21 protein-coding genes are annotated in these 23,873 nt (G+C 70.2%); 11 read left to right on the top strand and 10 right to left on the bottom strand.

Annotated features, from left to right (window positions below; genetic code table 11):
* Positions 1-30: 30 nt before the first annotated feature.
* From SSPS47_RS08570 to SSPS47_RS08555, 4 genes are all read right to left on the bottom strand, one after another.
* Complete coding sequence (locus SSPS47_RS08570; RefSeq protein WP_147872756.1) at positions 31-450, bottom strand: CBS domain-containing protein; 420 nt, start codon at positions 448-450, stop codon at positions 31-33.
* A gap of 236 nt (positions 451-686) precedes the next feature.
* Positions 687-1,364 carry a DUF305 domain-containing protein gene (locus SSPS47_RS08565; protein WP_164249970.1) on the bottom strand — a complete coding sequence of 226 codons (678 nt, stop codon included), beginning with the start codon at positions 1,362-1,364 and terminating at the stop codon, positions 687-689.
* Positions 1,361-2,008 carry a DUF3105 domain-containing protein gene (locus SSPS47_RS08560; protein ID WP_164249968.1) on the bottom strand — a complete coding sequence of 216 codons (648 nt, stop codon included), beginning with the start codon at positions 2,006-2,008 and terminating at the stop codon, positions 1,361-1,363. The genes SSPS47_RS08565 and SSPS47_RS08560 overlap by 4 nt, the downstream gene beginning before the upstream one ends.
* Before the next feature lie 80 nt (positions 2,009-2,088).
* Positions 2,089-2,532 (bottom strand): hypothetical protein, encoded by a 444-nt coding sequence (locus tag SSPS47_RS08555; RefSeq protein WP_164249965.1) that lies wholly within the window; start codon positions 2,530-2,532, stop codon positions 2,089-2,091.
* 137 nt (positions 2,533-2,669) lie between these two features.
* Between SSPS47_RS08555 and SSPS47_RS08550 the strand changes: the two genes are divergently transcribed.
* From SSPS47_RS08550 to glnA, 4 genes are all read left to right on the top strand, one after another.
* Positions 2,670-3,197, top strand: a complete 528-nt coding sequence (locus SSPS47_RS08550) for a MarR family transcriptional regulator (protein WP_147872748.1) — start codon at positions 2,670-2,672, stop codon at positions 3,195-3,197.
* A 79-nt stretch (positions 3,198-3,276) separates the two neighbouring features.
* Positions 3,277-3,606, top strand: coding sequence for a metalloregulator ArsR/SmtB family transcription factor (locus SSPS47_RS08545; protein WP_203557801.1), 330 nt, complete (start codon positions 3,277-3,279; stop codon positions 3,604-3,606).
* Positions 3,603-3,989 (top strand): VOC family protein, encoded by a 387-nt coding sequence (locus SSPS47_RS08540; protein WP_164249961.1) that lies wholly within the window; start codon positions 3,603-3,605, stop codon positions 3,987-3,989. Before SSPS47_RS08545 ends, SSPS47_RS08540 begins: the two co-directional genes overlap by 4 nt.
* A gap of 198 nt (positions 3,990-4,187) precedes the next feature.
* Positions 4,188-5,549, top strand: coding sequence for a type I glutamate--ammonia ligase (glnA, locus tag SSPS47_RS08535; RefSeq protein WP_078077637.1), 1,362 nt, complete (start codon positions 4,188-4,190; stop codon positions 5,547-5,549).
* A 47-nt stretch (positions 5,550-5,596) separates the two neighbouring features.
* Here glnA and SSPS47_RS08530 read toward each other — a convergent pair whose 3' ends face one another.
* The 4 genes from SSPS47_RS08530 to SSPS47_RS08515 form a co-directional block, all read right to left on the bottom strand.
* The gene (locus SSPS47_RS08530) at positions 5,597-6,292 is read right to left on the bottom strand and encodes an NUDIX hydrolase (protein WP_164249959.1); all 696 of its coding nucleotides are present in this window, start codon (positions 6,290-6,292) and stop codon (positions 5,597-5,599) included.
* Positions 6,293-6,298: 6 nt separating this feature from the next.
* On the bottom strand, positions 6,299-7,825 hold the full coding sequence (locus SSPS47_RS08525) for a hypothetical protein (protein ID WP_164249957.1): 1,527 nt from the start codon (positions 7,823-7,825) through the stop codon (positions 6,299-6,301).
* A 94-nt stretch (positions 7,826-7,919) separates the two neighbouring features.
* On the bottom strand, positions 7,920-8,678 hold the full coding sequence (locus SSPS47_RS08520) for a sulfite exporter TauE/SafE family protein (protein ID WP_164254450.1): 759 nt from the start codon (positions 8,676-8,678) through the stop codon (positions 7,920-7,922).
* 561 nt (positions 8,679-9,239) lie between these two features.
* Complete coding sequence (locus SSPS47_RS08515) at positions 9,240-9,752, bottom strand: pyridoxamine 5'-phosphate oxidase family protein (protein ID WP_164249955.1); 513 nt, start codon at positions 9,750-9,752, stop codon at positions 9,240-9,242.
* 198 nt (positions 9,753-9,950) lie between these two features.
* Here SSPS47_RS08515 and SSPS47_RS08510 point away from each other — a divergent pair, with 198 nt between their 5' ends.
* Complete coding sequence (locus SSPS47_RS08510; protein ID WP_164249953.1) at positions 9,951-13,040, top strand: bifunctional [glutamine synthetase] adenylyltransferase/[glutamine synthetase]-adenylyl-L-tyrosine phosphorylase; 3,090 nt, start codon at positions 9,951-9,953, stop codon at positions 13,038-13,040.
* On the opposite strand, the gene SSPS47_RS08505 is transcribed toward SSPS47_RS08510, so the two are convergent.
* Entirely contained in the window at positions 13,025-14,101 is a 1,077-nt protein-coding gene (locus tag SSPS47_RS08505; protein ID WP_164249951.1) for a phosphatase PAP2 family protein, read from the bottom strand. The two genes, SSPS47_RS08510 and SSPS47_RS08505, sit on opposite strands and share 16 nt — an antisense overlap.
* Positions 14,102-14,175: 74 nt before the next feature.
* The gene (locus SSPS47_RS08500) at positions 14,176-15,255 is read right to left on the bottom strand and encodes a LacI family DNA-binding transcriptional regulator (protein ID WP_164249949.1); all 1,080 of its coding nucleotides are present in this window, start codon (positions 15,253-15,255) and stop codon (positions 14,176-14,178) included.
* Positions 15,256-15,637: 382 nt separating this feature from the next.
* On the opposite strand from SSPS47_RS08500, the gene SSPS47_RS08495 reads away from it, so the two are divergent.
* The 6 genes from SSPS47_RS08495 to SSPS47_RS08470 all read left to right on the top strand — a co-directional run bounded on the left by SSPS47_RS08495 (position 15,638) and on the right by SSPS47_RS08470 (position 23,743).
* Entirely contained in the window at positions 15,638-16,912 is a 1,275-nt protein-coding gene (locus SSPS47_RS08495; RefSeq protein WP_147872730.1) for an extracellular solute-binding protein, read from the top strand.
* A 33-nt stretch (positions 16,913-16,945) separates the two neighbouring features.
* Positions 16,946-17,959: a sugar ABC transporter permease gene (locus SSPS47_RS08490; protein WP_164249947.1), complete on the top strand. Its 1,014-nt coding sequence runs from the start codon at positions 16,946-16,948 to the stop codon at positions 17,957-17,959.
* A gap of 5 nt (positions 17,960-17,964) precedes the next feature.
* On the top strand, positions 17,965-18,855 hold the full coding sequence (locus SSPS47_RS08485) for a carbohydrate ABC transporter permease (RefSeq protein ID WP_239065232.1): 891 nt from the start codon (positions 17,965-17,967) through the stop codon (positions 18,853-18,855).
* A gap of 46 nt (positions 18,856-18,901) precedes the next feature.
* On the top strand, positions 18,902-20,611 hold the full coding sequence (locus SSPS47_RS08480; protein WP_164249945.1) for a glycoside hydrolase family 13 protein: 1,710 nt from the start codon (positions 18,902-18,904) through the stop codon (positions 20,609-20,611).
* The gene (locus tag SSPS47_RS08475) at positions 20,596-21,681 is read left to right on the top strand and encodes a LacI family DNA-binding transcriptional regulator (protein WP_164249943.1); all 1,086 of its coding nucleotides are present in this window, start codon (positions 20,596-20,598) and stop codon (positions 21,679-21,681) included. Before SSPS47_RS08480 ends, SSPS47_RS08475 begins: the two co-directional genes overlap by 16 nt.
* A gap of 355 nt (positions 21,682-22,036) precedes the next feature.
* Complete coding sequence (locus SSPS47_RS08470; RefSeq protein ID WP_164249941.1) at positions 22,037-23,743, top strand: carbohydrate-binding module family 20 domain-containing protein; 1,707 nt, start codon at positions 22,037-22,039, stop codon at positions 23,741-23,743.
* The last annotated feature ends 130 nt before the right edge of the window (positions 23,744-23,873 follow it).

The following is a 23,873-nucleotide window of genomic DNA, read 5'->3' as shown; positions in this document are numbered from 1 at the left end:
GTACCGGGCCCACGGGCGTCCGTAGGGCCGTCAGCCGGTGGCGTACACCCGTTCCATCCACGTCGCGATCTGCGCGTCGGACAGGTGCTGTGCCAGGTCCGCCTCGCTGATCATGCCGACCAGGCGTTTGTTCTCGATCACCGGCAGCCGGCGGATCTGGTGGTCCTGCATCTCCATGAGCACGTCGTCCACGTCCGCGGCCGCGTCGATCCACCGCGGTGTGCCGTGGGCCATCTCGGCCGCGGTGACCTTCGCCGGGTCGTGGCCCTGTGCCACACAGCCGACGACGATGTCGCGGTCCGTCAGGATGCCGGCCAGCCGTTCCCCGGTGTCGGCGATGGGGAGCGCGCCCACGTCCAGGTCACGCATGAGCTGCGCGGCCCGGTCCAGGGTCTCGTGCGAGGGGATCCAGTCGGCGCCGGGATGCATGATGTCTTTGGCGGTGGTCATGGCGTTCCTGCCTCCTTCAATCCGTACGCCCCGAGCGCCCCCATCGTCATGGGGCCGTCCGGTGTACGCGACCGCTGTCACCCGTACGGGTGAAATAGGCGGTAGGGGTGCATGAAACGCGGATGCGTGAGCGATGTCGTCGGCCGCATGGACCGTGCGCGGAAACGGAAGCGCCGGACAGGTCGCGTACGCGACCCGCCCGGCGCTCGCGGGGGCAGGTGTGGCCCGCCCGGTGGTCAGGCGCGCGGCTTCGCGCCCCGTGCCTTCAAGAGGTCGGCCATCAGGCCCAGTTCGGACTGCTGCGCCGTCACCATGCCCTCGGCCAGGGCCCGTTCGGTGTCGACCTCGCACAACTCGGCGCAGCCACGGGCCATCGTGACGCCGCCCTTGTGGTGGTCGGTCATCAGCTGGAGGTAGAGGATCTCCGCCTTCTCGCCCTTGGCGGCCCCGAGGGCCGCCAGCTCCGTCTTCGTCGCCATGCCCGGCATCAGCGAGCCGTCACGGACCTCGTGGGCGCCGTGATCCATGCCCTCCATGCCGTCCATGCCCGCGTGCCCGCCGTCCCGCGCCATCCAGGCCATCGGCTCCTGGCCGGTGGAGACCTTGGGCAGCTTCCACATGTCCAGCCAGCCCAGCAGCATGCCGCGCTGGTTCGCCTGGGTGTTGGCGATGTCGTACGCGAGGCGGCGCACCTCCTCGTCGTCCGTGCCGTCCCGCACGAGGAACGACATCTCCACCGCCTGCTGGTGGTGGACCGCCATGTCACGGGCGAAGCCCGCCTCGGCCGAGTTCTCCGTGGGCGTGGCGCTCGCGCGGGGCGGGTCCTCGCGCCCCGCGGAGGCGACCGTGGCCGCGCCCGCGAACAGCAGGGCGAGTACGACCGCCGTGACGGCCGCCCAGTTCGTGCGGGTCACTGGTCGCCCATTCCGCCGGTGCACGCGGCACCCGGCTCAGGTGTCTGCGGGCCCTGCACGTACTTGGCGAAGAACTGGTCGACGCGCGGGTCCTTCGCACTGTCGACGGTGACCTGCTTGCCCCACGCGGTCAGCATGATCGCCCCGGCCTGCTCCTTCACGGGGCTCATCAGCGTGTACTGCGTCTTGCCCACGAGGTCGCCGAGCGCCTTCACGTCACTCTCGGGCGCCTTGTCGTTGTACGTCACCCAGACCGCGCCGTGCTCCAGCGAGTGCACCGCGTTCACGTTGGGGACGGCGTCCTTGTAGACGTCGCCGGCGCAGTTCATCCAGACCTGGTTGTGGTTGCCGCCGACCGGCGGCGTCTGCGGGTACTCGACCGCCTCGGCGACGTGGTCGCGGCCCAGCTCCTTCGCGTCCCAGGACTTCTCGCCCTTCACGGGCTCGGCGGCGGCCTGCTCTTCCTTCTTCTGGTCCTCGGACTCTTTGTTCAGCACGAACGCGCCGAAGGCGACGAGGGCCACGACCACGACCGTGCTCGCCGTGATCGTGATGATGCGGTTGCGCCGCTCACGCGCGCGCTCGGCCTTGCGCATCTGCTCTATTCGGGCCTTGCGCTCGGTGCTCTGGGACTTGGAAGCCATGGTGTGTGTTTCGTCCTTCTCGAAAACCTGCGGAACGGGGGTGGGGGAGGTACTGGAACCCGGTGGGGGCGCGGGCCCGGCTACGTCCGCAGTACTTGAAGGACGTGGAGATCCGGCGCGCGGGGCAACGCTCCGGAGCGGGACACCCGGCCGGTGTGGGAGGGCGGCGCGAGGCGCGCGGGACCCACGTCGTCGGTGCCGAGCGGGTCGGCGGGGTGCGGCGCGGTGAGCACGGCCGGACTGAGGTGCGGGACGAAGCGGCAGTTGCCCCGGTCGTAGGGGCAGGTGTACTCGGGGGCCGCGGCGGGCCCCGCCGCCTCCGCATCCGTACGGAGGGTGATGCCGACGCCGGCCGTCCGCTCCGTGTGCTGTGCCGCCACGCCCTTTGCCGCCCGCACGGTCGAGGACCGCGCGTCGTGCGTGTCGGAGGGGCCCAGACAGACGTAGAGCGCGGCGAGCAGCGTCACCACGGCGCTCAGCAAGGCCGTGGGACGCGCGTCGCGTATGTGCCGCCGTCCCCCCATGGGCGCAGATCGTAGTCCGTACAGGTGGCCGAGCAGGAGGGCGCAGCGGGTTCCGAGTCCGGAACGTGCCTGTGGCGGTGGTGACCACAGGGGTACGAGGAGGGGCCGGCGGGGGCCCCGGCGCGGTACAAAGAGGCATGGCCGACCCTCCGGAACCCCTGCCGAGCGAGCCCGACGTCGACGATGTCACCCGGGCCGTGCTGATCGCCTCACGGCTGCTGGTGGCCGTCTCCGTCCGTTCACTGGCCACCGTCCAGGACCGGGTCACCCTGCCCCAGTTCCGGCTGCTGAAGGTCCTCTCGGGCCAGGGCGGCGCCAAACTCGTGTCGCTCGCCGAGCGGCTGGGGGTGAACCCCTCCACCGCGATGCGGATGGTCGACCGGCTCATCGCCGCCGGGCTCGCCGAGCGCGGGGTCAATCCCGGCGACCGGCGCGAGACCGTGCTGCGGCTCACGGAGGAGGGCCGGACGCTCGTACGGGACGTCTCGGCGGCGCGCCGCCGGGAGATCACCTCGATCGTCCAGCGGCTGGCTCCCGAGCAGCGTACGGCGCTCGTGGAGGCCCTCACGGCGTTCACCGAGGCGGGCGGGGAGCGGCCCATGCCGGGTGACGACGGGGAGCCGTACCCGCTGGGCTGGTCGGACACGGCGGTTCCGCTCCACTGAGTCCGGCCGCCGCCCGCCGCCCGGCGCCGGGCGGCGGCCGGACTTGATAGGCAAGGAAATGATTGCCTATAGTGCCGGTGTGTCCGATGATGTGTTCAGGGCCCTGGCCGACCCGACTCGCCGCACGATCCTCGACGAGTTGGCCGAACGCGACGGACAGACACTCTTCGAGATCTGCGCCCGGCTGCTGACCAAGCACGGCCTCAGCCTGTCCAGACAGGGCGTCTCGCAGCATCTGGGCCTTCTGGAGGCCGCCGGTCTCGTCGAGACGCGACGCGACGGCCGCTACAAGTTCCACCATCTGAACACCGGGCCGCTGGAACACCTCACCGACCGCTGGCTCGCACCCGCGAGCCCCGCCGGGACGGCCTCAGGTCCCGCACCCGAACCACCAGGAGAGTCCCCATGAAGATCAATCTGGCAGGCGTCTTCGTCGACGACCAGGCCGAGGCGCTGCGCTTCTACACCGAGGTGCTCGGCTTCCTGAAGAAGAACGACGTCCCGGTGGGTGAGGACCGCTGGATCACCGTGGTGTCCCCGGCCGACCCCGACGGCACCGAGCTGCTGCTCGAACCGTCCGGACACCCCGCCGTGAAGCCCTTCAGGGACGCGCTGGTCGCGGACGGCATCCCGTACACCTCCTTCGCCGTCGACGACGTCCACGCCGAGTTCGCGCGCCTCCAGGGGCTCGGTGTGCGCTTCACGCAGGAGCCGGTCGAAATGGGTCCGGTGACCGTCGCCGTGTTCGACGACACCTGCGGCAATCTCATCCAGATCGCCCACACCGCCTGAGCCGCGGGCCGTCCTCGCACCCCCGTCCGCCGCTGAGGCACCCGGACGCGCGCACCACGGGCCGCGTGTCCGACAATGCTTTAGTACGCCGGTGTGCAACCTTCCGGAAATCCTGTGGTGTCATGCTCGGGTGCCCCGGTGTACTCGGCAGCGTGGGAGCAGGCGGCCTGACCGGCAAGGATGGGTAGGACAGCAGACATGGACAAGCAGCAGGAATTCGTGCTCCGTACGCTGGAGGAGCGCGACATCCGCTTCGTACGCCTGTGGTTCACCGATGTGCTCGGCTTCCTCAAGTCGGTCGCCGTCGCCCCCGCCGAGCTGGAACAGGCATTCGACGAGGGCATCGGCTTCGACGGCTCGGCGATCGAGGGCTTCGCGCGGGTGTACGAGTCGGACATGATCGCCAAGCCCGATCCCGGGACCTTCCAGATCCTGCCGTGGCGCGCGGAGGCCCCCGGCACCGCGCGGATGTTCTGCGACATCCTGATGCCCGACGGCTCCCCGTCGTTCGCGGACCCGCGCTACGTCCTGAAGAGGATGCTCGCCAAGACCTCGGACCTCGGCTTCACCTTCTACACCCACCCCGAGATCGAGTTCTTCCTCCTGAAGGACAAGCCGGTCGACGGCACCCGCCCCACCCCCGCGGACAGCTCCGGCTACTTCGACCACACTCCGCAGAACGTGGGCATGGACTTCCGCCGCCAGGCGATCACCATGCTCGAATCCATGGGCATCTCCGTGGAGTTCAGCCACCACGAGGGCGCCCCCGGCCAGCAGGAGATCGACCTGCGGTACGCCGACGCGCTCTCCACCGCCGACAACGTCATGACCTTCCGCCTGGTCATGAAGCAGGTCGCGCTGGAGCAGGGCGTCCACGCGTCCTTCATGCCGAAGCCGTTCAGCGAGTACCCGGGCTCCGGCATGCACACCCACCTCTCCCTCTTCGAGGGGGACCGCAACGCGTTCTACGAGTCGGGCGCCGAGTACCAGCTCTCCAAGGTCGGCCGGTCCTTCATCGCCGGACTCCTCCGGCACGCCGCCGAGATCTCGGCCGTCACCAACCAGTGGGTCAACTCCTACAAGCGCATCTGGGGCGGCTCCACCCGCACCGCGGGCTCGGGCGGCGAGGCCCCCTCCTACATCTGCTGGGGCCACAACAACCGCTCCGCACTGATCCGCGTCCCGATGTACAAGCCCGGCAAGACCGGCTCCGCGCGCGTGGAGGTCCGCTCCATCGACTCCGGCGCCAACCCCTACCTCACCTACGCGGTACTGCTGGCCGCGGGCCTCAAGGGCATCGAGGAGGGCTACGAGCTCCCGGCGGGCGCCGACGACGACGTGTGGGCCCTGTCCGACGCCGAGCGCCGCGCGATGGGCATCGAGCCGCTGCCGCAGAACCTCGGCGAGGCGATCTCGCTGATGGAGCGCAGCGAACTGGTCGCCGAGACACTGGGCGAGCACGTCTTCGACTTCTTCCTCCGCAACAAGAAGCGCGAGTGGGAGGAGTACCGCTCCGAGGTCACCGCCTTCGAGCTGAAGGCCCTGCTGCCGGTGCTGTAGCGGCCGGTTCCGGACCGTACGCCGGCGCGGTCGGACGTCGGCGTGCGTCAGGTGGCCGGGTGGTCCCGGTCCTGCGGGAAGAGTCCCGCCAGTCGGGCGCGGGTGAGGACGGCGATGGTGTAGCCGTCGGTGATCCCACCCCGCCCGATCAGCTCCTCGGCCCGGCGCAGCGGCATGACGACGGCCCGCCGGATGCCCTCCGCGGTGTCCAGTGCCCCGACCGCCGAGATGCGGGCCGCGTACAGCTCGGCGTGCGAGCCGAGCAGTCCGGTGTCGGCGTGGACCCTGCCGAGCGGGATCAACTCGTCGAGCCGGACGCCCAGTTCCTCCCTGAGCTCGCGGATCGCGTTCTCGGGCGCCGCCGACCCCGCTTCCCCGTTGCCGCGCGGTGCCTCCAGGTGCCAGGCGCGGGTGGCGTGCCGGTAGTGCTCGACCAGGACGACGTCGGGGCCGTCCGGGCCCGCGCCGACCAGCGGCAGGACCACCACCCCGGGGGCGCCTGTCGCGGGCAGGACCCGCAGGTGGAGGCCCAGCCCGCCCCCGGGGAAGCGGACGGCGTCACGGACGAGCGTGATGAACCGGTCGCCGTACACCACGCCGACCGGTTCGTCGGATCCGACGCTGCGCCGGGCCGCCTCGATGTCGGCCGGGTCGAGGAGGACCTCGATCCCGTCCGGAACGTTGGCGAACATCTCCGGGCGGTCGCGGCGCAGTTCCTCGTAGGTGGGAGGGGGGTGCTTCATGGGGCGTCAGTACTCCGGTACGTCGTCGGTCTCCTGGATGGTGGTGGAACTGGTGGCGGACGGGGATCCGGCGTGTTCCGTATATCCCGGAAGCCGGCGGGCCAGCTCATGGAACCGGGTCCACTCCTGTTCGGTGTCCAGCCGTACGGAGGCGATCTCACGGGCGAATTTCTGCTCCCGTTTCCCGGCCGTCCGATTGCGCAGGACCAACTGGACGGAACCGCCGCGCGATCCCGACACCGCGGCCCCCACACTCGCGGCGACGGCGAATCCCTCCTGCCCGGTCACCGCGGTGAAAACGGCTCCGCCGATGGTGAGGGCGACTTCGACGACGGGCGACCAGTTGTTCGCCTCGACCGCGGGACCGCGGCCGGCCCCGGCGACCCCGATGATCTCGGAATTCAGCCGAACGTACCGGTCGAGGACGTCGCCGACATTGTCGTGGAAAGCCGCCGGATCGCCCGTCAGCGACGTGAACGCCTCCATGTAACGGTGCCAGGCGCCGCTCTGCCTCAGCCGCCAGATGTCCTCGAGGCCAAGGGTGTCGATCGCCGAGGGAGTGAGCCGGTCCTGGACGGTGGAGAACGCCTGCCGCTGGAGGAACTTCACCAACTGCTCGGGGTCCCGGATGATCCCGTCGGCCGAATTGGCGCGCACGTCCCGCCACTCCTGGAGCGCCACCCGGCGCAGACTGCCCGTCGGGGTGAGCGGATACATGCCCAGGGCGTCGGCGAGATTGACGTTGTAGACGAGGTCCAGTAATTGCTTGATCTCGGCGGCGAAGGGCTTGTCGCGGTCGTAGCGGCCCTCGGTGACGGGCGTGCCGTCCACGCACACGAATTTCTGGTACAGCAGATTGCGGGTGACGGCGCCGTCACGTATGCGTTCGTGGTTGCTGTGGTCGACGACCTCACCGATCTTCTCGGCGAATGCGCTGATCCTCTTCTCCGGTACGCCGACCTGGGAGGCGAGCAGCGGAATGTCCTTGGCGGTCAGTCCCTGCACCCTGGCGGCGAACGGATTGATCAGGGCCGATTTGGCGTCCCTGGCGTTCTCCTGGTCGTTCCAGGACATGCGCAGGCATGTCACCCGCTCCGTGGCCGGCATCTCCGCCAGAGTGTCGCACCAGGCGTCGAAAGCGGCCTCGTCCACATCCAGGCGCGGGCGGTCGGTGGGCTCGCGCTCGCCGAGCAGGAAGGGGACGAGGGCGCCGTCGGCCAGCAGCTTCTGATGGGCCCGCCGGGCCTCCCCGCCCTCGGAGAGGTCGCGGCTCATGGCGGGGTTGTTGTAGAAGAACACGCGGTTCACAACGATTTGCCGGGTATTGATCAGGCTGCGGAAGTACTCGGCGCGCACCTGGTCGTTCCGCTGATCCTGGACATCGCTCAGGGACTTGCCCTTCGCGATCATTCTCCGGGCCAGGTCGGCGCCGACCCACTGGTTGTCCAGCGACTGCGCCACGACCGCCCCCGGATCCAGATCGTCCGGACGTATACGGGTCAGTGTGTCTTCGCCGGTCCGATCACCGCTCATGGTCCGTTCCCCCCACTCGGTGCCTGACGAGCCTTCAGATATCTGATCACGGACGGGGCGGGTATGTCTCGCCGGTGCGCAGAGCGCCGCCGGCTCAGCGCAGGAGGAGCTGGAGACCGCCCAGGATCGTCGCGCCGATCACCAGCCGCTCGAAGACCCGCTGGTCGATACGGTCCACGCAGAGCTTGCCGATGAGGGCGCCGGGCAGGACGAAGAACACGAGCAGCGCGTCCAGCAGCAGCGACTCGCGGTCGATCAGGCCGAGGCCCACGCTGAAGGGCACCTTGCTGGTGTTGACGATCAGGAAGAACCACGCGGACGTGCCCAGGAAGCCGAGTTTCCGGAAGCCGGCCGACAGCAGGTAGAGCGACATCACGGGGCCGCCCGCGTTGGCGACCATCGTCGTGAAGCCGCCGAGCACCCCGTACGAGCGGGCCTTGACGCGGCCCTTGAGCGCGGCCGTCTCCTCCGGGGCCTCCTCCTCCGTCACGTGACGGCGCCGCCAGATCGTCACCCCCGCCATCAGGAGCAGGATCGAACCGATCGAGACGCGTACGGCTGCGTCGTCGGCCCACAGCATGAAGACGGTGCCGACCACCACACCCCCGGCGACCGCCGGGAACAGCCGCCACAGCGTGGGCCAGTGCGCGTGGCGGCGGTAGGTGAGGACGGCGATCGTGTCACCGACGATGAGGATCGGCAGGAGAACCCCGGTCGACTCGCGGGCGGGGAGTACGGCGGCGAACACCGCGAGGCTGACCGTGTTGGCACCGCTGACCGCCGTCTTGGAGAAGCCGACGAGGGCGGCTGCCGCGGCGAGCGCGACGAATTCCCACATGCTGATCGTGTCCATGGCGATGACCCATGGTACGACCACGTGTCCAGACCACCTCAAGAGAACCGGCGGGCGTCATGCCGGTGGCGGGCGGGCGGCACGCCCACGGAGTCCGCCGCGTCGAGCGCGAGTACGCCGGTGCCGGGGGCGTCGACCAGCCGGCGCGGCGCTCACGCGGGCGCCGCCGGTCCCGGCGCTCGTCGATCGCGGCCCGCGACGACACACAGCGGTCGCGGGTGTCGGCGCGCGCCCAGAAGCGGACGTCCACGCTCCGGCGTACGGCCTCCGGCACCGGCCACCGGGCCGCGCGGGCCGCCCCGGCCAGGGCGCGGGCCTGTACCGCAGGCCGTACAGGCGCACCGAACGCCAGGGGCGGCGGTCCCCGGCCATCGAGCCCGCGCGGGAGAGGAGAGGGTGAGGTGAGGTGCGTGCCACGCCGGACTCCGTCGGTCACACCGCCAGGGATCTATCTCCCGGCGGAGCTACCTGGATCCGCACGCTCCCCGTGAACGGCCGCGGACCGGACGGGACGGGAGACGGTACCGACGGGCCCCGCGCGGCTACCGGGGACGGCGCGTGTCAGGAGAACCGCCAGCGGGTCTGGCCGTACGGGGACTTGGCGAAGCCGAAGGCCGTGCGGGGGGTGACCCCGAAGACCAGGGCCGGGCCCTCGGCGCCCCCGAACGCCCCGTCCTTCACATCGAAGTGCCAGACGGGCCCGTACTTGCACTCCCACAGGGCGGCCAGTTCGCGCAGCCGCGCGTCGTCCCTCTCGCGTACCGCCTCGCCCTCGATCACCAGGTCGTGGCCCTCGTCGAGCGCGTTCGTGCCGGTGGTCAGGACGACCTCGGGGTTCTCGTTCAGATTCAGGACCTTGCGCTCCCGTTCGCCCGAGGAGAAATACAGCGTGTCCCGCTGCCAGACCGCCATCAGCGGGGTGACATGGGGGCGGCCGTCGGGACGCACGGTCGACAGCCAGAAGACCTCCGCCTCCGTCAGCCGGGTCACCGCGTCGGCCCAGTCGCCCGCGGCGGCCCTCGGGTCGCTGTAGCGGGCATCCAGGTGGGTGCTGGACGGTTCCTTGTGCGCCATGGCGCGGTCCTTTCGGGAAAAGGCTCTGCGGCCGTGTACGGGAGTACGCCCACGACCCTTCCGCAAGTGGTGACCGGCCGCGACGCGAGGACTCATCGGCCGAGATCACGATCCGACCCCGGAGGAGTGGCCCGGCCCCCCGCGACCGCCGGAGTACTAGGCTCGGGCCCGACCTTGATCGGACGGACGAAAGGCCGAATGACGGTGCAGGGACGCAGGAGCAGTACCTTCACCCGCCTGCTCCGGCACGGCTTCACCGACCCCTCCGCGGCCGAACGGCTGCTCGGTGCTCCCGAGATCGCGTCCGTACGGGCCGATTCCGTCCTCCTCGACGCCCTCGGCGCCACCGCCGACCCCGATCTGGCGCTCCGCGGTCTCGTCCGGCTGGTCGAGGCGCACGATCCCGACGGCCGGCACCGACTGCTGGACACGCTGCTCGCGGCCAAGCCGCTGCGGGACCGGCTGCTCGGTGTGCTCGGGGCGTCCGAGGCCCTCGGGGACCATCTGGCGCGGCATCCCGCCGACTGGCAGGTCCTCGTCACCTACGAGTCGGCCGATCTGCACCCCGGCGTCACCGAGTTCGAGGCCGGTCTCGCCGAGGCGCACGACGTCGACTCGCTGCGCGTCGCCTACCGCCGCTGTCTTCTCTCCCTCGCCGCCCGCGACGTCTGCGGGACGACCGACGTCGCCCAGACCGCCGCCGAGCTGGCCGACCTGGCGATCGCCACGCTGCGCGCCGCGCTCGCCGTCGCCCGCGCCGCCGCGCCCGAGGACGCGGCGCTGTGCCGGCTCGCGGTCGTCGCGCTCGGCAAGTGCGGCGGCAACGAGCTGAATTACGTCTCCGACGTCGACGTCATCTTCGTCGGCGAGCCCGCCCACTCGGCGGTGCGCGAACGCGGGGGTACCGAGGACGGCGCCGCCGACACCTCGAACACCGAGGCCAAGGCCGTCCAGGCGGCCACCCGGCTGGCCGCCCACATGATGCGGATCTGCTCCGAGACGACGGCCGAGGGCACCATCTGGCCCGTCGACGCCAATCTGCGCCCCGAGGGGCGCAACGGCCCGCTCGTGCGCACCCTCTCCAGCCATCTCGCCTACTACCAGCGCTGGGCCAAGACCTGGGAGTTCCAGGCCCTGCTCAAGGCCCGCGCCGTCGCCGGGGACATCGCGCTCGGCAAGGAGTACGTGGACGCCGTCTCGCCCATGGTCTGGCAGGCCGCCGACCGCGAGAACTTCGTGCCCGACGTGCAGAAGATGCGCCGCCGGGTCGTCGACAACATCCCCGTCGGCCAGATCGACCGCGAACTCAAGCTCGGCCCCGGCGGGCTGCGGGACGTCGAATTCGCCGTACAGCTCCTCCAGTTGGTCCACGGCCGCAGCGACGCCTCGCTCCGCAGCGGCAGCACGCTCGTCGCCCTGCGGGCGCTGGCCGCCGGCGGCTATGTCGGCAGGACCGACGCGGCGCAGCTCGACGAGGCGTACCGCTTCCTGCGCTCCATGGAGCACCACATCCAGCTGTTCCGGCTGCGGCGCACGCATCTGCTGCCCGACGACGACGCCGATCTGCGCCGTCTCGGACGCTCCCTCGGGCTGCGCACCGAACCGGTCTCCGAGCTCAACAGGGCCTGGCGGCGGCACGCTTCGGTGGTCCGGCGGCTGCACGAGAAGATCTTCTACCGGCCGCTGCTCGACGCCGTCGCCCAGCTCGCCCCCGGCGAGATCAGGCTCAGCACGAAGGCGGCGGGCCAGCGCCTGGAAGCCCTCGGCTACGCGGACCCGGTGGCCGCCCTCCGGCACCTGGAGGCACTGTCGTCCGGTGTGAGCCGCAAGGCCGCCATCCAACGGACGCTGCTGCCCGTGCTGTTGGGCTGGTTCGCGGACTCCGCCGACCCGGACGCCGGTCTGCTGGGCTTCCGCAAGGTGTCCGACGCGCTCGGTAAGACCCCCTGGTACCTGCGGCTGCTCAGGGACGAGGGCGCCGCGGCCGAGAATCTGGCCCGCGTGCTCTCCGCCGGCCGGCTCGCCCCCGACCTGCTGCTGCGGGCCCCGGAGGCGGTGGCCATCCTCGGTGACCCGGGCGGCCTGAAACCACGGGGCGTCAAACATCTGGAGCAGGAGGTGCTGGCCGCCGTGGGGCGGGCGGAGACCGCGGAGATCGCCGTCGCCGTCACCCGCGGGGTCCGCCGCCGCGAGCTGTTCCGCACCGCCGCGGCCGACATCATCGGCAGTTACGGCACCGAGGAGAACCCCGCGGAGGAGGACCCCGGTGAGCTGGTCGACCGGGTCGGCAGAGCCGTCACCGACCTCAACGCCGCCACGCTGTCGGGCGCGTTGCGCGCCGCCGTGCGCCAGACCTGGGGCGACACCCTCCCCGCCAGGTTCGCGGTCATCGGCATGGGCCGCTTCGGCGGCCACGAGCAGGGGTACGGCTCCGACGCGGACGTCCTGTTCGTGTACGAACCGCGTGAGGGTGTCAGCGAGCACGAGGCGTCACGGGCCGCGAGCACCGTCGTCTCCGAGATGCGCAGACTCCTCCAACTGCCCACGACCGACCCGCCGTTGATGATCGACGCCGATCTGCGGCCGGAGGGCAAGACCGGCCCGCTGGTGCGGACCCTCGCCTCCTACGCCGCCTACTACCGCCGCTGGTCACTGGGTTGGGAGAGCCAGGCGCTGCTGCGCGCCGAGCCGATGGCGGGGGACGCGGAGCTGGGCCGGGACTTCATCGAGCTGATCGACCCGCTGCGCTATCCCGCCGACGGCCTGAGCGAGGCCGCCGTACGGGAGATCCGCCGGCTCAAGGCGCGGATGGAGACCGAGCGGCTGCCGCGCGGCGCCGACCCCACGCTCCACACGAAGCTGGGCCGGGGCGGTCTCTCGGACGTCGAGTGGACGGTGCAGCTGATCCAGATGCAGCACGCCCGGCACGTGCCGGGCCTGCGCACGACCCGTACGCGCGAGGCCCTGGCCGCCGCGCAAGCCGCGGGCCTGCTCTCCGTGGAGCACGCGCAGATCCTCGACGAGGCCTGGGTGCTGGCGACCCGCGTGCGCAACGGCGTGATGCTCGTGCGCGGCAGAGCGGGCGACACGTTCCCCTCGGACGGCCGTGAACTGTCCGCGATGGGGCGGTACTTGGGCTACGGGCCCGGTTCGGTGGCGCCCGGCTCGGGTCCGCAGAACGGGCACGGCGCGCACAGCGGTCACAGCGGCGACATGATCGACGACTACCGCCGGACCACCAGACGCGCACGCGCGGTGATGGAGGAGCTGTTCTACGGGGCTGTCTGAGAGGACGGCGCGGCCCGGCCGGGCCGCGCCGTCCTCGGCGACGGCGAACTGCGCGGAGAGGGCGCGGTCGGGGTGGGCGGCGAACTGGTGCCGGGCGGCGCCGTCCGCGTCGGCGACGTACTGCGCACGGCGTGTCCGAGGGGCAGGCGCCGCGGCCGGGGCGCGACGGGCTCACCCGGCGTGCCGGGCCTGCGGAGCCACCGGCGTCTCGGCCGGTCGTCCTCGACCCACCGGGGCAGCTGGTGCGGCAGGGCCCGGTACCAGACGTAGGACACCGTGAATCCGAACGCGAGGCAGATCATGCCGCCCACCGCGTCCAGCCAGAAGTGGTTCGCCGTCGCGACGATCACGACCAGCGTGAGCACCGGGTAGAGCATCCCCAGGATCTTCGCCCATGGCGCCTTGGCCAGCGCGAGGATGGTCAGCCCGCACCACAGGGACCAGCCGATGTGCATCGAGGGCATCGCCGCGTACTGGTTGGAGACGGCCTTGAAGTTGCCCGAGGCCATCGAACCCCAGGTCTCGTGGATCCGCACCGTGTCGATGAAGTTCTGCCCGTTCATCAACCGGGGCGGCGCGAGCGGATACAGATAGTAACCGGCCAGTGCCACAGCGGTGGTCGCGAACAGGATGAGCCGGCTCGCCGCGTAACGGCCGGGATGCCGACGGTAGAGCCAGACAAGTACCGCGATCGTGACGATGAAGTGCAGAGTCGCGTAGTAGTAGTTCATCGCGACGACAAGCCATGTCACCGAATTCACGGCGTGATTGACGGCCTCCTCGAACCCGAGGCCCATCGAGCGCTCCGCGTGAAAGATCCAGTCCGCGTTCCGCAGCGCCTCGGCCTTCTGCTCGGGCACCGCGTTACGGACCAGCGAATAGATCCAGTAACTCACCGCGATCAGCAGGATTTCGAACCAGATACGGGGGCGCCTCGGTGACCGGATCCGGCGCTGCCGACCGCTGCCTGACACCGGGCCGGACTCGTCGGCCGTCGCACCCGAGGGGGGTGTCGGCGAAGCCTTCGTGCCTTCCGGAATCTTCACGGTCGTTTCACCCATGGAGAGAGAGTCTGCCAGATTTCGGCCCTCGACCGATCATCCCTCGGGTGGGTCCTGAGCGCATGCGGTACGCCCTACGGACGAGTCCCTGATACTGACTTCCGCCCCGTTTCACCCGGGGAATTCCCCAAGGGGCCGGGCGCGGGACCGGAGGCGGTGGAACCGCGAACCACCAGCTCGGGCATGAAGACGAATTCGCTGTGCGGAGCGGGCGTCCCGCCGATCTCCTCCAGCAGCGTGCGCACGGCGGCCTGGCCCATCGACGGCACCGGCTTGCGGATCGTGGTCAGGGGTGGATCGGTGAACGCTATGAGCGGCGAATCGTCGAATCCGACGACGGACACATCGCGCGGCACGTCCTTGCCGAGCTGTCTGGCGGCCCTGATCGCGCCCAGCGCCATCATGTCGCTCGCGCACACCACCGCCGTACACCCGCGCCCGATGAGCGCCGCCGTCGCCGCCTGGCCGCCCTCCAGTGTGTAGAGGGAGTGCTGGATCAGCTCCTCCGTCTCCTCGGGGGTCAGCCGGAGCTGCTCGCGCACGGTGGCGCGGAAGCCCTCGATCTTGCGCAGGACCGGCACGAACCGCTTGGGACCGACGGCGAGACCGATCCGGCGGTGGCCGAGCGAGACGAGATGCGTCACGGCCAGCCGCATCGCCGCCCGGTCGTCCGGCGAGATGAACGGCGCCCTGACCTTCGGTGAGAAACCGTCCACCAGGACGAACGGCACACCCTGGGCGCGCAGTTGCTCGTAGCGCTGCATGTCGGCCGAGGTGTCGGCGTGCAGCCCGGAGACGAAGATGATGCCGGAGACACCGCGGTCGACCAGCATCTCCGTCAGCTCGTCCTCGGTGGAGCCGCCGGGGGTCTGGGTGGCGAGGACGGGGGTGTAGCCCTGGCGCGTCAGTGCCTGGCCGATGACCTGGGCGAGCGCCGGGAAGATGGGATTCTCCAGCTCGGGCGTGATCAGTCCGACGAGGCCGGCGCTGCGCCTGCGCAGCCGTACGGGGCGCTCGTAGCCGAGGACGTCCAGTGCGGCGAGTACGGATTCGCGGGTGGCCGTGGCAACACCCGGTTTGCCGTTCAGGACCCGGCTGACCGTCGCTTCGCTGACCCCCGCCTGGGCTGCGATGTCGGCTAGCCGTGCGGTCATGTAAATGGACTGTACCGGGCGTGTGCCGGATTGCCCACCATGTGCATGAATCAGCCACCGGCGCCGACGGGGCGGTCGGCGGGGCAGGCCTTGCAGGGCCTTGCGGCGAGGTCCGTAGCAAATTCTTGCAACGCCTTGCGAAGTGCCGCTGCCGGAGTGTCGGCGGCGCTCACCGAGCCGGTATCGGCCGACACGTACCGTACTTGCCAGGTCGCACGCGCTTCGTCAAGAACCCTTGCGGCAACTGTGAGGACACGCGAATGTAACGATCGCGGTCGCTTGCGGAAATCTTCCGCAAGCTCTTTCGGCCTTCTTTCATCCTTGTTACCTTCACGTCGACCCGGCGCCGCGACGGAGCGGTACGGCAGTTGAAGGAGTTCAGATGCGACGTGGCATAACGGCCACCGCCCTGGTCGCGACCCTGGCGATCGCGGCGACCGCCTGCGGCGGCGACGAGGAGTCCACCGGCGGCAAGTCGAGCTCGGGCGAGCTCACCGGAACGGTCACCTGGTGGGACACCTCCACCGTGGGCAGCGAGGACAAGGTCTTCAAGAAGCTCGCCGAGGACTTCGAGGCCAAGCACAAGGGCGTCGACGTCAAGTACGTCAACGTGCCCTTCGGTGAGGCGCAGAACAAGTTCAAGAACGCCGCGCAGTCCGGCTCCGGCGCCCCCGACGTGATCCGCTCCGAGGTCGCGTGGACGCCCGAGTTCGCCGACCTCGGCTACCTCGCGCCGCTGGACGGCACCGCCGCGCTGAAGGACGAGAAGGACTTCGTGCCGCAGGCCGCCGCCTCCACCAAGTACGACGGCAAGACGTACGCGGTCCCGCAGGTCATCGACTCCCTCGGCATCTTCTACAACAAGAAGCTGTTCAAGGACGCGGGGGTCGAAGTCCCGGGGACCATCGACGAGTTGAAGACCGTCTCGAAGACCATCAAGGACAAGACCGGTAAGACCGGCATGTATCTGCGCGGCGACGACGCGTACTGGTTCCTGTCGTTCCTCTACGGCGAGGGCGGCGACCTGGTCGACGCCGAGGGCAAGACCGTCACCGTCGACAGCCCGGCCGGTGTCAAGGCCATGGAGGTCGTGAAGGACCTGGTCGACTCCGGGGCCGCCAAGACCGACGCCACCGACGGCTGGGAGAACATGCAGGCCGCCTTCAAGGGCGGCGACGTGGCCATGATGATCAACGGCCCGTGGGCGATCGCCGACACCTACGCCGGACCGCAGTTCAAGGACAAGGCGAACCTGGGCGTCGCACCGGTGCCCGCCGGCTCGGCCGGCCAGGGCGCCCCGCAGGGCGGCCACAACCTCGGTGTCTACGCGGGCTCCAAGAACCTCGACGCCTCCTACGCGTTCGTCGAGTACATGTCCTCCGCCGAGTCCCAGGCGAAGATCACCACCGAGCTGAACCTGCTGCCGACCCGTACGTCGGTCTACTCCCAGCCGGACGTCGCCAAGAACGAGATCGTCGGCTTCTTCAAGCCGGTCGTCGACAAGGCCATCGAGCGCCCCTGGATCCCGGAGACCGGCAGCCTGTTCGCGCCGCTGGTGACCGAGTACACCAAGGTCCTCACCGGTCAGACGACCCCGGAGAAGGGCGTCGGGGCGACCGGCGACTCCTACCGCAAGCTGCTCAAGGGCTGGAAGTAGGACGGACCGAGAGGAAGGAAGGCAGGCCGGCTGATGGCTGTCCACACCGGCCAGTCGGTGGTGAAGGCCGCGGGTGACTCGGATGTCGCCCGCGGCCGGAGCCGCGGCACTGGCAAACCCCCCGGCGGGCTGCGGCGCTCGGTCTCGACCCACTGGTACGCCTGGGCCATGGTCGCCCCCGTGGTGGCCGTGATCGGCGTGATCGTCGGGTACCCGCTGGTCCGCGGCGTCTATCTGTCGCTGACCGACGCCAACGAACGCAACGTCGAGCGGAACATCGGCGTCAACCACCTGCCCGCCACCTACGAGTTCGTCGGCCTCGACAACTACGCCGACGCCCTGACGGGCGGTCAGTTCCTGTCCACGCTCGGCTGGACGCTGGTGTGGACGGTCTCCTGTGTCGGCATCACCTTCGCGCTCGGCCTCGGCCTCGCGAATATGCTGAATCGCCGGATCGCGGGCCGCTCCGCCTACCGGATGATGCTCATCCTGCCCTGGGCCGTACCGGGCTTCGTGTCCGTCTTCGCCTGGCGCTTCCTCTACAACGAGGACCGCGGCTTCCTCAACAAGCTGCTCGCCGGCGGCGGCATCGACGCCGTGCCGTGGCTGAACGACCCCACCTGGGCCAAGTTCTCCGTCATCGCCGTGAACATCTGGCTCGGTGTGCCCTTCATGCTCGTGGCCCTGCTCGGCGGACTGCAGTCCATTCCGGGGGAGATGTACGAGGCCGCCGAGATGGACGGCGCCGGCCCCTGGCAGCGCTTCAGGCACATCACCATGCCGGGCCTCAGGTCGGTCAGCACGACCGTGATCCTGCTCAGCACCATCTGGACGTTCAACATGTTCCCGGTGATCTTCCTGCTGACCAGAGGCGGACCCGGTGAGGCCACCCAGATCCTGGTGACCCAGGCGTACAAGTTCTCCTTCGAGATCAGCCCACGCGACTTCGCCCAGTCGTCCACCTGGGGCGTGCTGATCCTCGTACTCCTGATGATCTTCGCCGTGGTCTACCAACGAGTCCTCCGCAAGCAGGGAGATACCTGGTGACCGCCGTGACCCAGCCCCGGACGAACACTCCGCACGCCACGCCCGCGCGGCCGGCGGCCAAGGTGCGGCGCCGCGGCGACCGCTCCAGGGCCGCGTCCGTCGGCCTGCACGCCACCCTGATCGTGGCCTCCGTCATCGCGGTCTTCCCCGTGCTGTGGGTGCTGCTGACGTCGCTGAAGCCCGCCGCGTACGCGACGACGACGGACTTCTTCAAAGAGACGACGTTCGAGAACTACACCAAGCTGCTGGCCGACACACCGTTCCTCACCTGGTTCGGCAACTCGCTGCTCATCGCCGGACTCACCACCGTGCTGGGCGTGTTCACCGCGGCCACCACCGGCTACGCCGTCAGCCGCTTCCGGTTCCCCGGCAAGCGCGGGCTGATGTGGACCCTGCTGATCACGCAGATGTTCCCGATGGCGGTCCTCATCGTGCCGCTGTACAACATCATGTCGAGCCTCGGCCTGCTCAATCAGGCCGCCGGTCTGGTGATCACGTACCTGACGATCGCCGTGCCGTTCTGCGCCTGGATGATGAAGGGCTTCTTCGACACCATCCCGCGCGAGATCGACGAGTCGGGGATGGTCGACGGGCTCACTCCGTTCGGCACCTTCTGGCGGCTGATCCTGCCGCTCGCCAAGCCCGGTCTCGCGGTGACCGCGTTCTACTCCTTCGTCACCGCCTGGGGCGAAGTGGCGTACGCCTCCGCCTTCATGGTCGGCGACGAGAACCTCACCCTCGCGGGCGGTTTGCAGAAGTTCGTCAACCAGTACGGCGCCCAGTGGGGTCCGATGACAGCGGCGTCCGTGCTCATCGCGATACCCGCGGCGATCGTCTTCCTCTTCGCGCAGCGCCATCTGGTGACCGGCGTCTCCGCGGGCGCCGTCAAGGGCTGACGACGCCCTCCCCCGCCCCCTCCCACCCAGACCCCCCAGGGACGACATGACCCAGCACCTCGCTGCCCCTTCCACCGGCACGTCCGACGACGCCCCGGGCCACCACTCCGGCTGGTGGCAGGACGCGGTGATCTACCAGGTCTATCCGCGCAGCTTCGCCGACTCCAACGGCGACGGCATGGGCGATCTCGAAGGCGTACGGAGCCGGCTGCCGTACCTGCGCGCACTGGGTGTCGACGCCGTCTGGCTCAGCCCGTTCTACGCCTCGCCGCAGGCCGACGCGGGCTACGACGTCGCCGACTACCGCGCCATCGACCCCATGTTCGGCTCCCTCCTCGACGCGGACGCGCTGATCCGCGACGCGCACGAGCTGAACCTGCGGATCATCGTCGACGTGGTGCCCAACCACTCCTCCGACCAGCACGACTGGTTCCGCCGCGCCGTCCAGGACGGTCCCGGATCGGCCCTGCGCGACCGCTACCACTTCCGTCCCGGCAAGGGCCCGGACGGCGAACTCCCGCCCAACGACTGGGAGTCCATCTTCGGCGGACCCGCCTGGACCAGGACCACCGACCCGGACGGCACCCCCGGCGAGTGGTATCTGCACCTCTTCGCGCCCGAGCAGCCCGACTTCAACTGGGACCACCCGGCCGTCGCCGACGAGTTCCGCTCCATCCTGCGCTTCTGGCTCGACATGGGCGTCGACGGCTTCCGCGTGGATGTCGCCCACGGACTCGTCAAGGCCGCCGGGCTCCCCGACATCGGCAGCGACAGCCAGCTCAAGCTGCTGGGCAGCAGTGAATACGGTCTGCCGTTCTTCGACCAGGACGGTGTGCACGAGATCTACCGCAGCTGGCGCACCATCCTCGACGAGTACCCCGGCGAGCGGATCGCCGTCGCCGAGGCATGGACACCCACCGTCGAGCGCACCGCGAACTACGTGCGCCCCGACGAGATGCACCAGGCGTTCAACTTCCAGTATCTGAGCACCTTCTGGGACGCCGCGGCCCTCCGCGACGTCATCGACACCTCGCTCGCCGCGATGCGTCCCGTCGGCGCGCCCACCACCTGGGTGCTCTCCAACCACGACGTCACCCGGCACACCACCCGCTTCGCCCACCCCGTCGCCCTCGGCACCCAGCTCCGGGACGCCGGAGACCGCGAACTGGGACTGCGCCGCGCCCGCGCGGCGACGCTGCTGATGCTCGCCCTGCCCGGCTCCGCCTACGTCTACCAGGGCGAGGAACTGGGCCTGCCCGACGTCACCGACCTCCCCGACGAGGCCAGGCAGGACCCCTCGTACTTCCGCGCGGCGGGCCAGGACGGCTTCCGTGACGGCTGCCGGGTGCCGATCCCGTGGACCCGCGAGGGCTCGTCGTACGGCTTCGGCTCCGGCGGCAGCTGGCTGCCCCAGCCCGGCGGCTGGGGCGCGCTGAGCGTCGAGGCGCAGACCGGGGTGGAGGGCTCCAGTCTGGAGCTGTACCGCGCGGCCATCGCCGCCCGGCGCGCACACCCGGGGCTCGGCGCCGGATCGTCCGTCGACTGGCAGGACGCCCCGGAGGGGGTGCTGGTCTTCGCGCGCCCCGGCTTCCTCTGCACGGTCAACACGACCGGCTCGCCGGTCCGGATCCCGGTGCGCGGCAGTCTGCTGCTCGCCAGCGGCCCGGGCACCGTCACCGACACCGACCCCTCGGGGACGAACGGCGTCCACGAGGCCGAGCTGCCCGCCGACACCACGGTGTGGTGGACGGTGTGACGCTGCCCCTCCCCAAGATGTCCGGAGCCGGTACGCCACGGCTCTCGGACATCGCGGGACAGGCATCGGTCAGCGAGGCGACGGTCAGCCGGGTGCTCAACGGCAAGCCCGGCGTCGCGGACAGCACACGCCAACGCGTCCTCGCGGCCCTCGACATCCTGGGGTACGAGCGTCCCGTACGGCTGCGCCGGCGCAGCGCCGGGCTCATCGGTCTGGTGACCCCGGAGCTGATCAACCCGATCTTCCCGGCGTTCGCCCAGGCCGTCGAACAGGTCCTGGCCGGGCACGGCTACACACCGGTCCTGTGCACCCAACTGCCGGGCGGGGCAACGGAGGACGAACTGGTCGAGCAGCTGGTGGAGCGCGGCGTCGGCGGCATCGTCTTCCTGTCCGGACTGCACGCGGACACCTCGGCCGACCCCTCGCGCTACGCCGCGCTCATCGACCGGGGGGTGCCGTTCGTCATGATCAACGGCTGCAACGACCGTGTCAGCGCGCCGTTCGTCTCCCTGGACGACCGGGCGGCCATGCGGATGGCCGTCGGGCACCTCGCCGATCTGGGGCACCGGCGGATCGGCCTGGCGACGGGACCGCTGCGGTACGTGCCCTCCGCGCGCAAGCGCGAGGGCTTCATCGACGCGCTGGGCGTCTGCCTCGGACTCCCGCGCGAGGAGGCCCAGGAGCAGGTGTGCTGCACGCTGTTCAGCGTGGAGGGCGGCCAGGTCGCGGCCGGCGCGCTCCTGGACCGCGGCTGCACGGGCATCGTCTGCGGCAGCGACATGATGGCGCTGGGCGTGGTGCGGGCCGCCCGCGAGCGCGGGCTGCGGGTCCCGCAGGACGTCTCGGTGGTCGGCTTCGACGACTCGCAGCTGATCGCCTTCACCGACCCGCCGCTCACGACGGTCCGGCAGCCGGTGCAGGCGATGGCGGGGGCGGCGGTGGGCGCGCTGCTGGAGGAGATCGGGGGAAGTCCCGTGCAGCGTACGGAGTATGTGTTCCAGCCGGAGCTGGTGGTCCGGGGATCGACGGCGGGCGCGCGAACGGCCATGGGGAGCCCGTTGGGCGATTGAGGACGAACCGGCCGCCGTCCGGAGCCGGTTGACCCTGGGAGTGACCGGCCCGGCCGACCGGGCGCGTGGGGCCCCGGCGTCGCCGGGACCTCCCGTCCGGCCGGACCGGAGTCGGAACGAACGTACCTCGCCGCAATCTCTTGCGGAAGCGCTTGCACGTCATCACTCCGATATTTCCCGCGTGTTACCCGGTGTTGTCCAGAGGGTTGACCGGGGGCGACAGGGCTCGTACGGTCTGCTCCGCGGCAAGCTTTTGCTTTCTTGCAGCAAGAACATTCAGGAGCCTTGCGGGCAGGGCGCGTTGCCGTGCGAGGTCTCTCCCGTCACCCGCACCTCCCCCCACGCAGGAGGAAATATGGCCCGCAGAGCTCCCGCCCTCGCGCTCGCCCTAGTGGCAGGCGCGGCCGCCCTCGTCGCGCCGGGAAGTCCCGCCCAGGCGGCGCCCCCCGGCGAGAAGGACGTCACCGCCGTCCTGTTCGAGTGGCGGTTCGACTCGGTGGCCAAGGCTTGCACCGACAGCCTCGGCCCCGACGGATTCGGCTACGTCCAGGTGTCCCCGCCCCAGGAGCACATCCAGGGCGGCCAGTGGTGGACCTCCTACCAGCCCGTCAGCTACAAGATCGCCGGCCGGCTCGGCGACCGCGCCGCCTTCCAGTCCATGGTCAACACCTGCCACGCGGCCGGTGTGAAGGTCGTCGCCGACGCCGTCATCAACCACATGTCGGCCGGGTCGGGCACCGGCACCGGTGGCACCTCGTACACCAAGTACGAGTACCCCGGCATCTATTCGGGCGCCGACATGGACGACTGCCGCTCGCAGATCAACAACTACGGCGACCGCGGCAATGTGCAGAACTGCGAACTCGTCGGCCTCGCCGACCTCGACACCGGTGAGAACTACGTACGCGGCCGGATCGCCACGTACCTGAACGACCTGCTGTCGCTCGGCGTGGACGGCTTCCGGATCGACGCCGCCAAGCACATGCCGGCCGCCGATCTCGCCGACATCAAGTCCAGGCTGAGCAGTCCCGGCGTGTACTGGAAGCAGGAGGCCATCTACGGCGGTGGCGAGGCCGTGTCGCCTGCCGAGTACCTGGGCACCGGGGACGTACAGGAATTCCGCTACGGCCGAAGCCTCAAGCAGGTCTTCCTCAACGAGAACCTGGCCCATCTGAAGAACTTCGGCGAGGGCTGGGGCTTCATGGAGAGCGGCAAGTCCGCCGTCTTCGTGGACAACCACGACACCGAACGCGGCGGCGACACCCTCAACTACAAGAACGGCGCCGCCTACACGCTGGCCAATGTCTTCATGCTGGCCCACCCCTACGGCTCGCCCGACGTGCACTCCGGCTACGAGTTCAGCGACCACGACGCCGGCCCGCCCAACGGCGGCACCGTGAGCGCCTGTTACCAGAGCGGCTGGAAGTGCCAGCACGACTGGCGCGAGATCTCCTCCATGGTCGGCTTCCGCAACGCGGCCCGCGGCCAGGCGGTCACCGACTGGTGGGACAACGGCGGCGACCAGATCGCCTTCGGACGCGGCTCCAAGGCCTACGTCGCCATCAACTACACGGGCTCCTCGCTCAGCCGTACCTTCCAGACGTCGCTGCCCGCCGGTGACTACTGCGACGTCCAGAGCGGCAACGGCGTCACCGTGAACGGCTCCGGCCAGTTCACGGCGACACTCGGAGCCAACACGGCGGTCGCCCTGCACGCCGGGGCCCGCAACTGCGTAGGGGGCGGCGGCAACCCGCAGCCCGGCCAGTCCGGGGTGACGTTCGGCGTCAACGCGACGACCCAGCCCGGCCAGAACATCTACGTCACCGGTGACCGCGCCGAACTCGGCACCTGGAACACCGGGGCCGCGCTCAAGCTCGACCCGGCCGCCTACCCGGTGTGGAAGCTGGCCGTGCCGCTGCCCGCCGGTACGTCCTTCGCCTACAAGTACGTCCGCAAGGACGCGGCCGGGAACGTGACGTGGGAGAGCGGCGCCAACCGCACGGCGACCGTGCCGAGCACCACCTCGGGCGGGCTGACGCTGAACGACACCTGGCGCAGCTGACCCTCCCCGACCCGCCCCGAACGGTATTCCGGCACTCCAGCACCCCCCGCACCATCCGGCCGCCCCGGCGACGCGCACCGACCTCCCCGCGCGTCGCCGGGCCGGCCCTCTTCCCGTACTCCGAGGAGAA

The sequence above is a fragment of the Streptomyces sp. S4.7 genome (assembly GCF_010384365.1).
Classification (GTDB): domain Bacteria; phylum Actinomycetota; class Actinomycetes; order Streptomycetales; family Streptomycetaceae; genus Streptomyces.
This window is presented reverse-complemented; position numbering and strand designations above follow the sequence as displayed.

Coding starts and splice junctions, on each gene's coding strand:
- SSPS47_RS08570 (WP_147872756.1), bottom strand. CDS start 450: ATGACCACCGCCAAAGACATCATGCATCCCGGCGCCGACTGGATCCCC.
- SSPS47_RS08560 (WP_164249968.1), bottom strand. CDS start 2,008: ATGGCTTCCAAGTCCCAGAGCACCGAGCGCAAGGCCCGAATAGAGCAG.
- SSPS47_RS08555 (WP_164249965.1), bottom strand. CDS start 2,532: ATGGGGGGACGGCGGCACATACGCGACGCGCGTCCCACGGCCTTGCTG.
- SSPS47_RS08550 (WP_147872748.1), top strand. CDS start 2,670: ATGGCCGACCCTCCGGAACCCCTGCCGAGCGAGCCCGACGTCGACGAT.
- SSPS47_RS08540 (WP_164249961.1), top strand. CDS start 3,603: ATGAAGATCAATCTGGCAGGCGTCTTCGTCGACGACCAGGCCGAGGCG.
- glnA (WP_078077637.1), top strand. CDS start 4,188: ATGGACAAGCAGCAGGAATTCGTGCTCCGTACGCTGGAGGAGCGCGAC.
- SSPS47_RS08530 (WP_164249959.1), bottom strand. CDS start 6,292: ATGAAGCACCCCCCTCCCACCTACGAGGAACTGCGCCGCGACCGCCCG.
- SSPS47_RS08525 (WP_164249957.1), bottom strand. CDS start 7,825: ATGAGCGGTGATCGGACCGGCGAAGACACACTGACCCGTATACGTCCG.
- SSPS47_RS08520 (WP_164254450.1), bottom strand. CDS start 8,678: ATGGACACGATCAGCATGTGGGAATTCGTCGCGCTCGCCGCGGCAGCC.
- SSPS47_RS08515 (WP_164249955.1), bottom strand. CDS start 9,752: ATGGCGCACAAGGAACCGTCCAGCACCCACCTGGATGCCCGCTACAGC.
- SSPS47_RS08510 (WP_164249953.1), top strand. CDS start 9,951: ATGACGGTGCAGGGACGCAGGAGCAGTACCTTCACCCGCCTGCTCCGG.
- SSPS47_RS08505 (WP_164249951.1), bottom strand. CDS start 14,101: ATGGGTGAAACGACCGTGAAGATTCCGGAAGGCACGAAGGCTTCGCCG.
- SSPS47_RS08500 (WP_164249949.1), bottom strand. CDS start 15,255: ATGACCGCACGGCTAGCCGACATCGCAGCCCAGGCGGGGGTCAGCGAA.
- SSPS47_RS08495 (WP_147872730.1), top strand. CDS start 15,638: ATGCGACGTGGCATAACGGCCACCGCCCTGGTCGCGACCCTGGCGATC.
- SSPS47_RS08490 (WP_164249947.1), top strand. CDS start 16,946: ATGGCTGTCCACACCGGCCAGTCGGTGGTGAAGGCCGCGGGTGACTCG.
- SSPS47_RS08480 (WP_164249945.1), top strand. CDS start 18,902: ATGACCCAGCACCTCGCTGCCCCTTCCACCGGCACGTCCGACGACGCC.
- SSPS47_RS08470 (WP_164249941.1), top strand. CDS start 22,037: ATGGCCCGCAGAGCTCCCGCCCTCGCGCTCGCCCTAGTGGCAGGCGCG.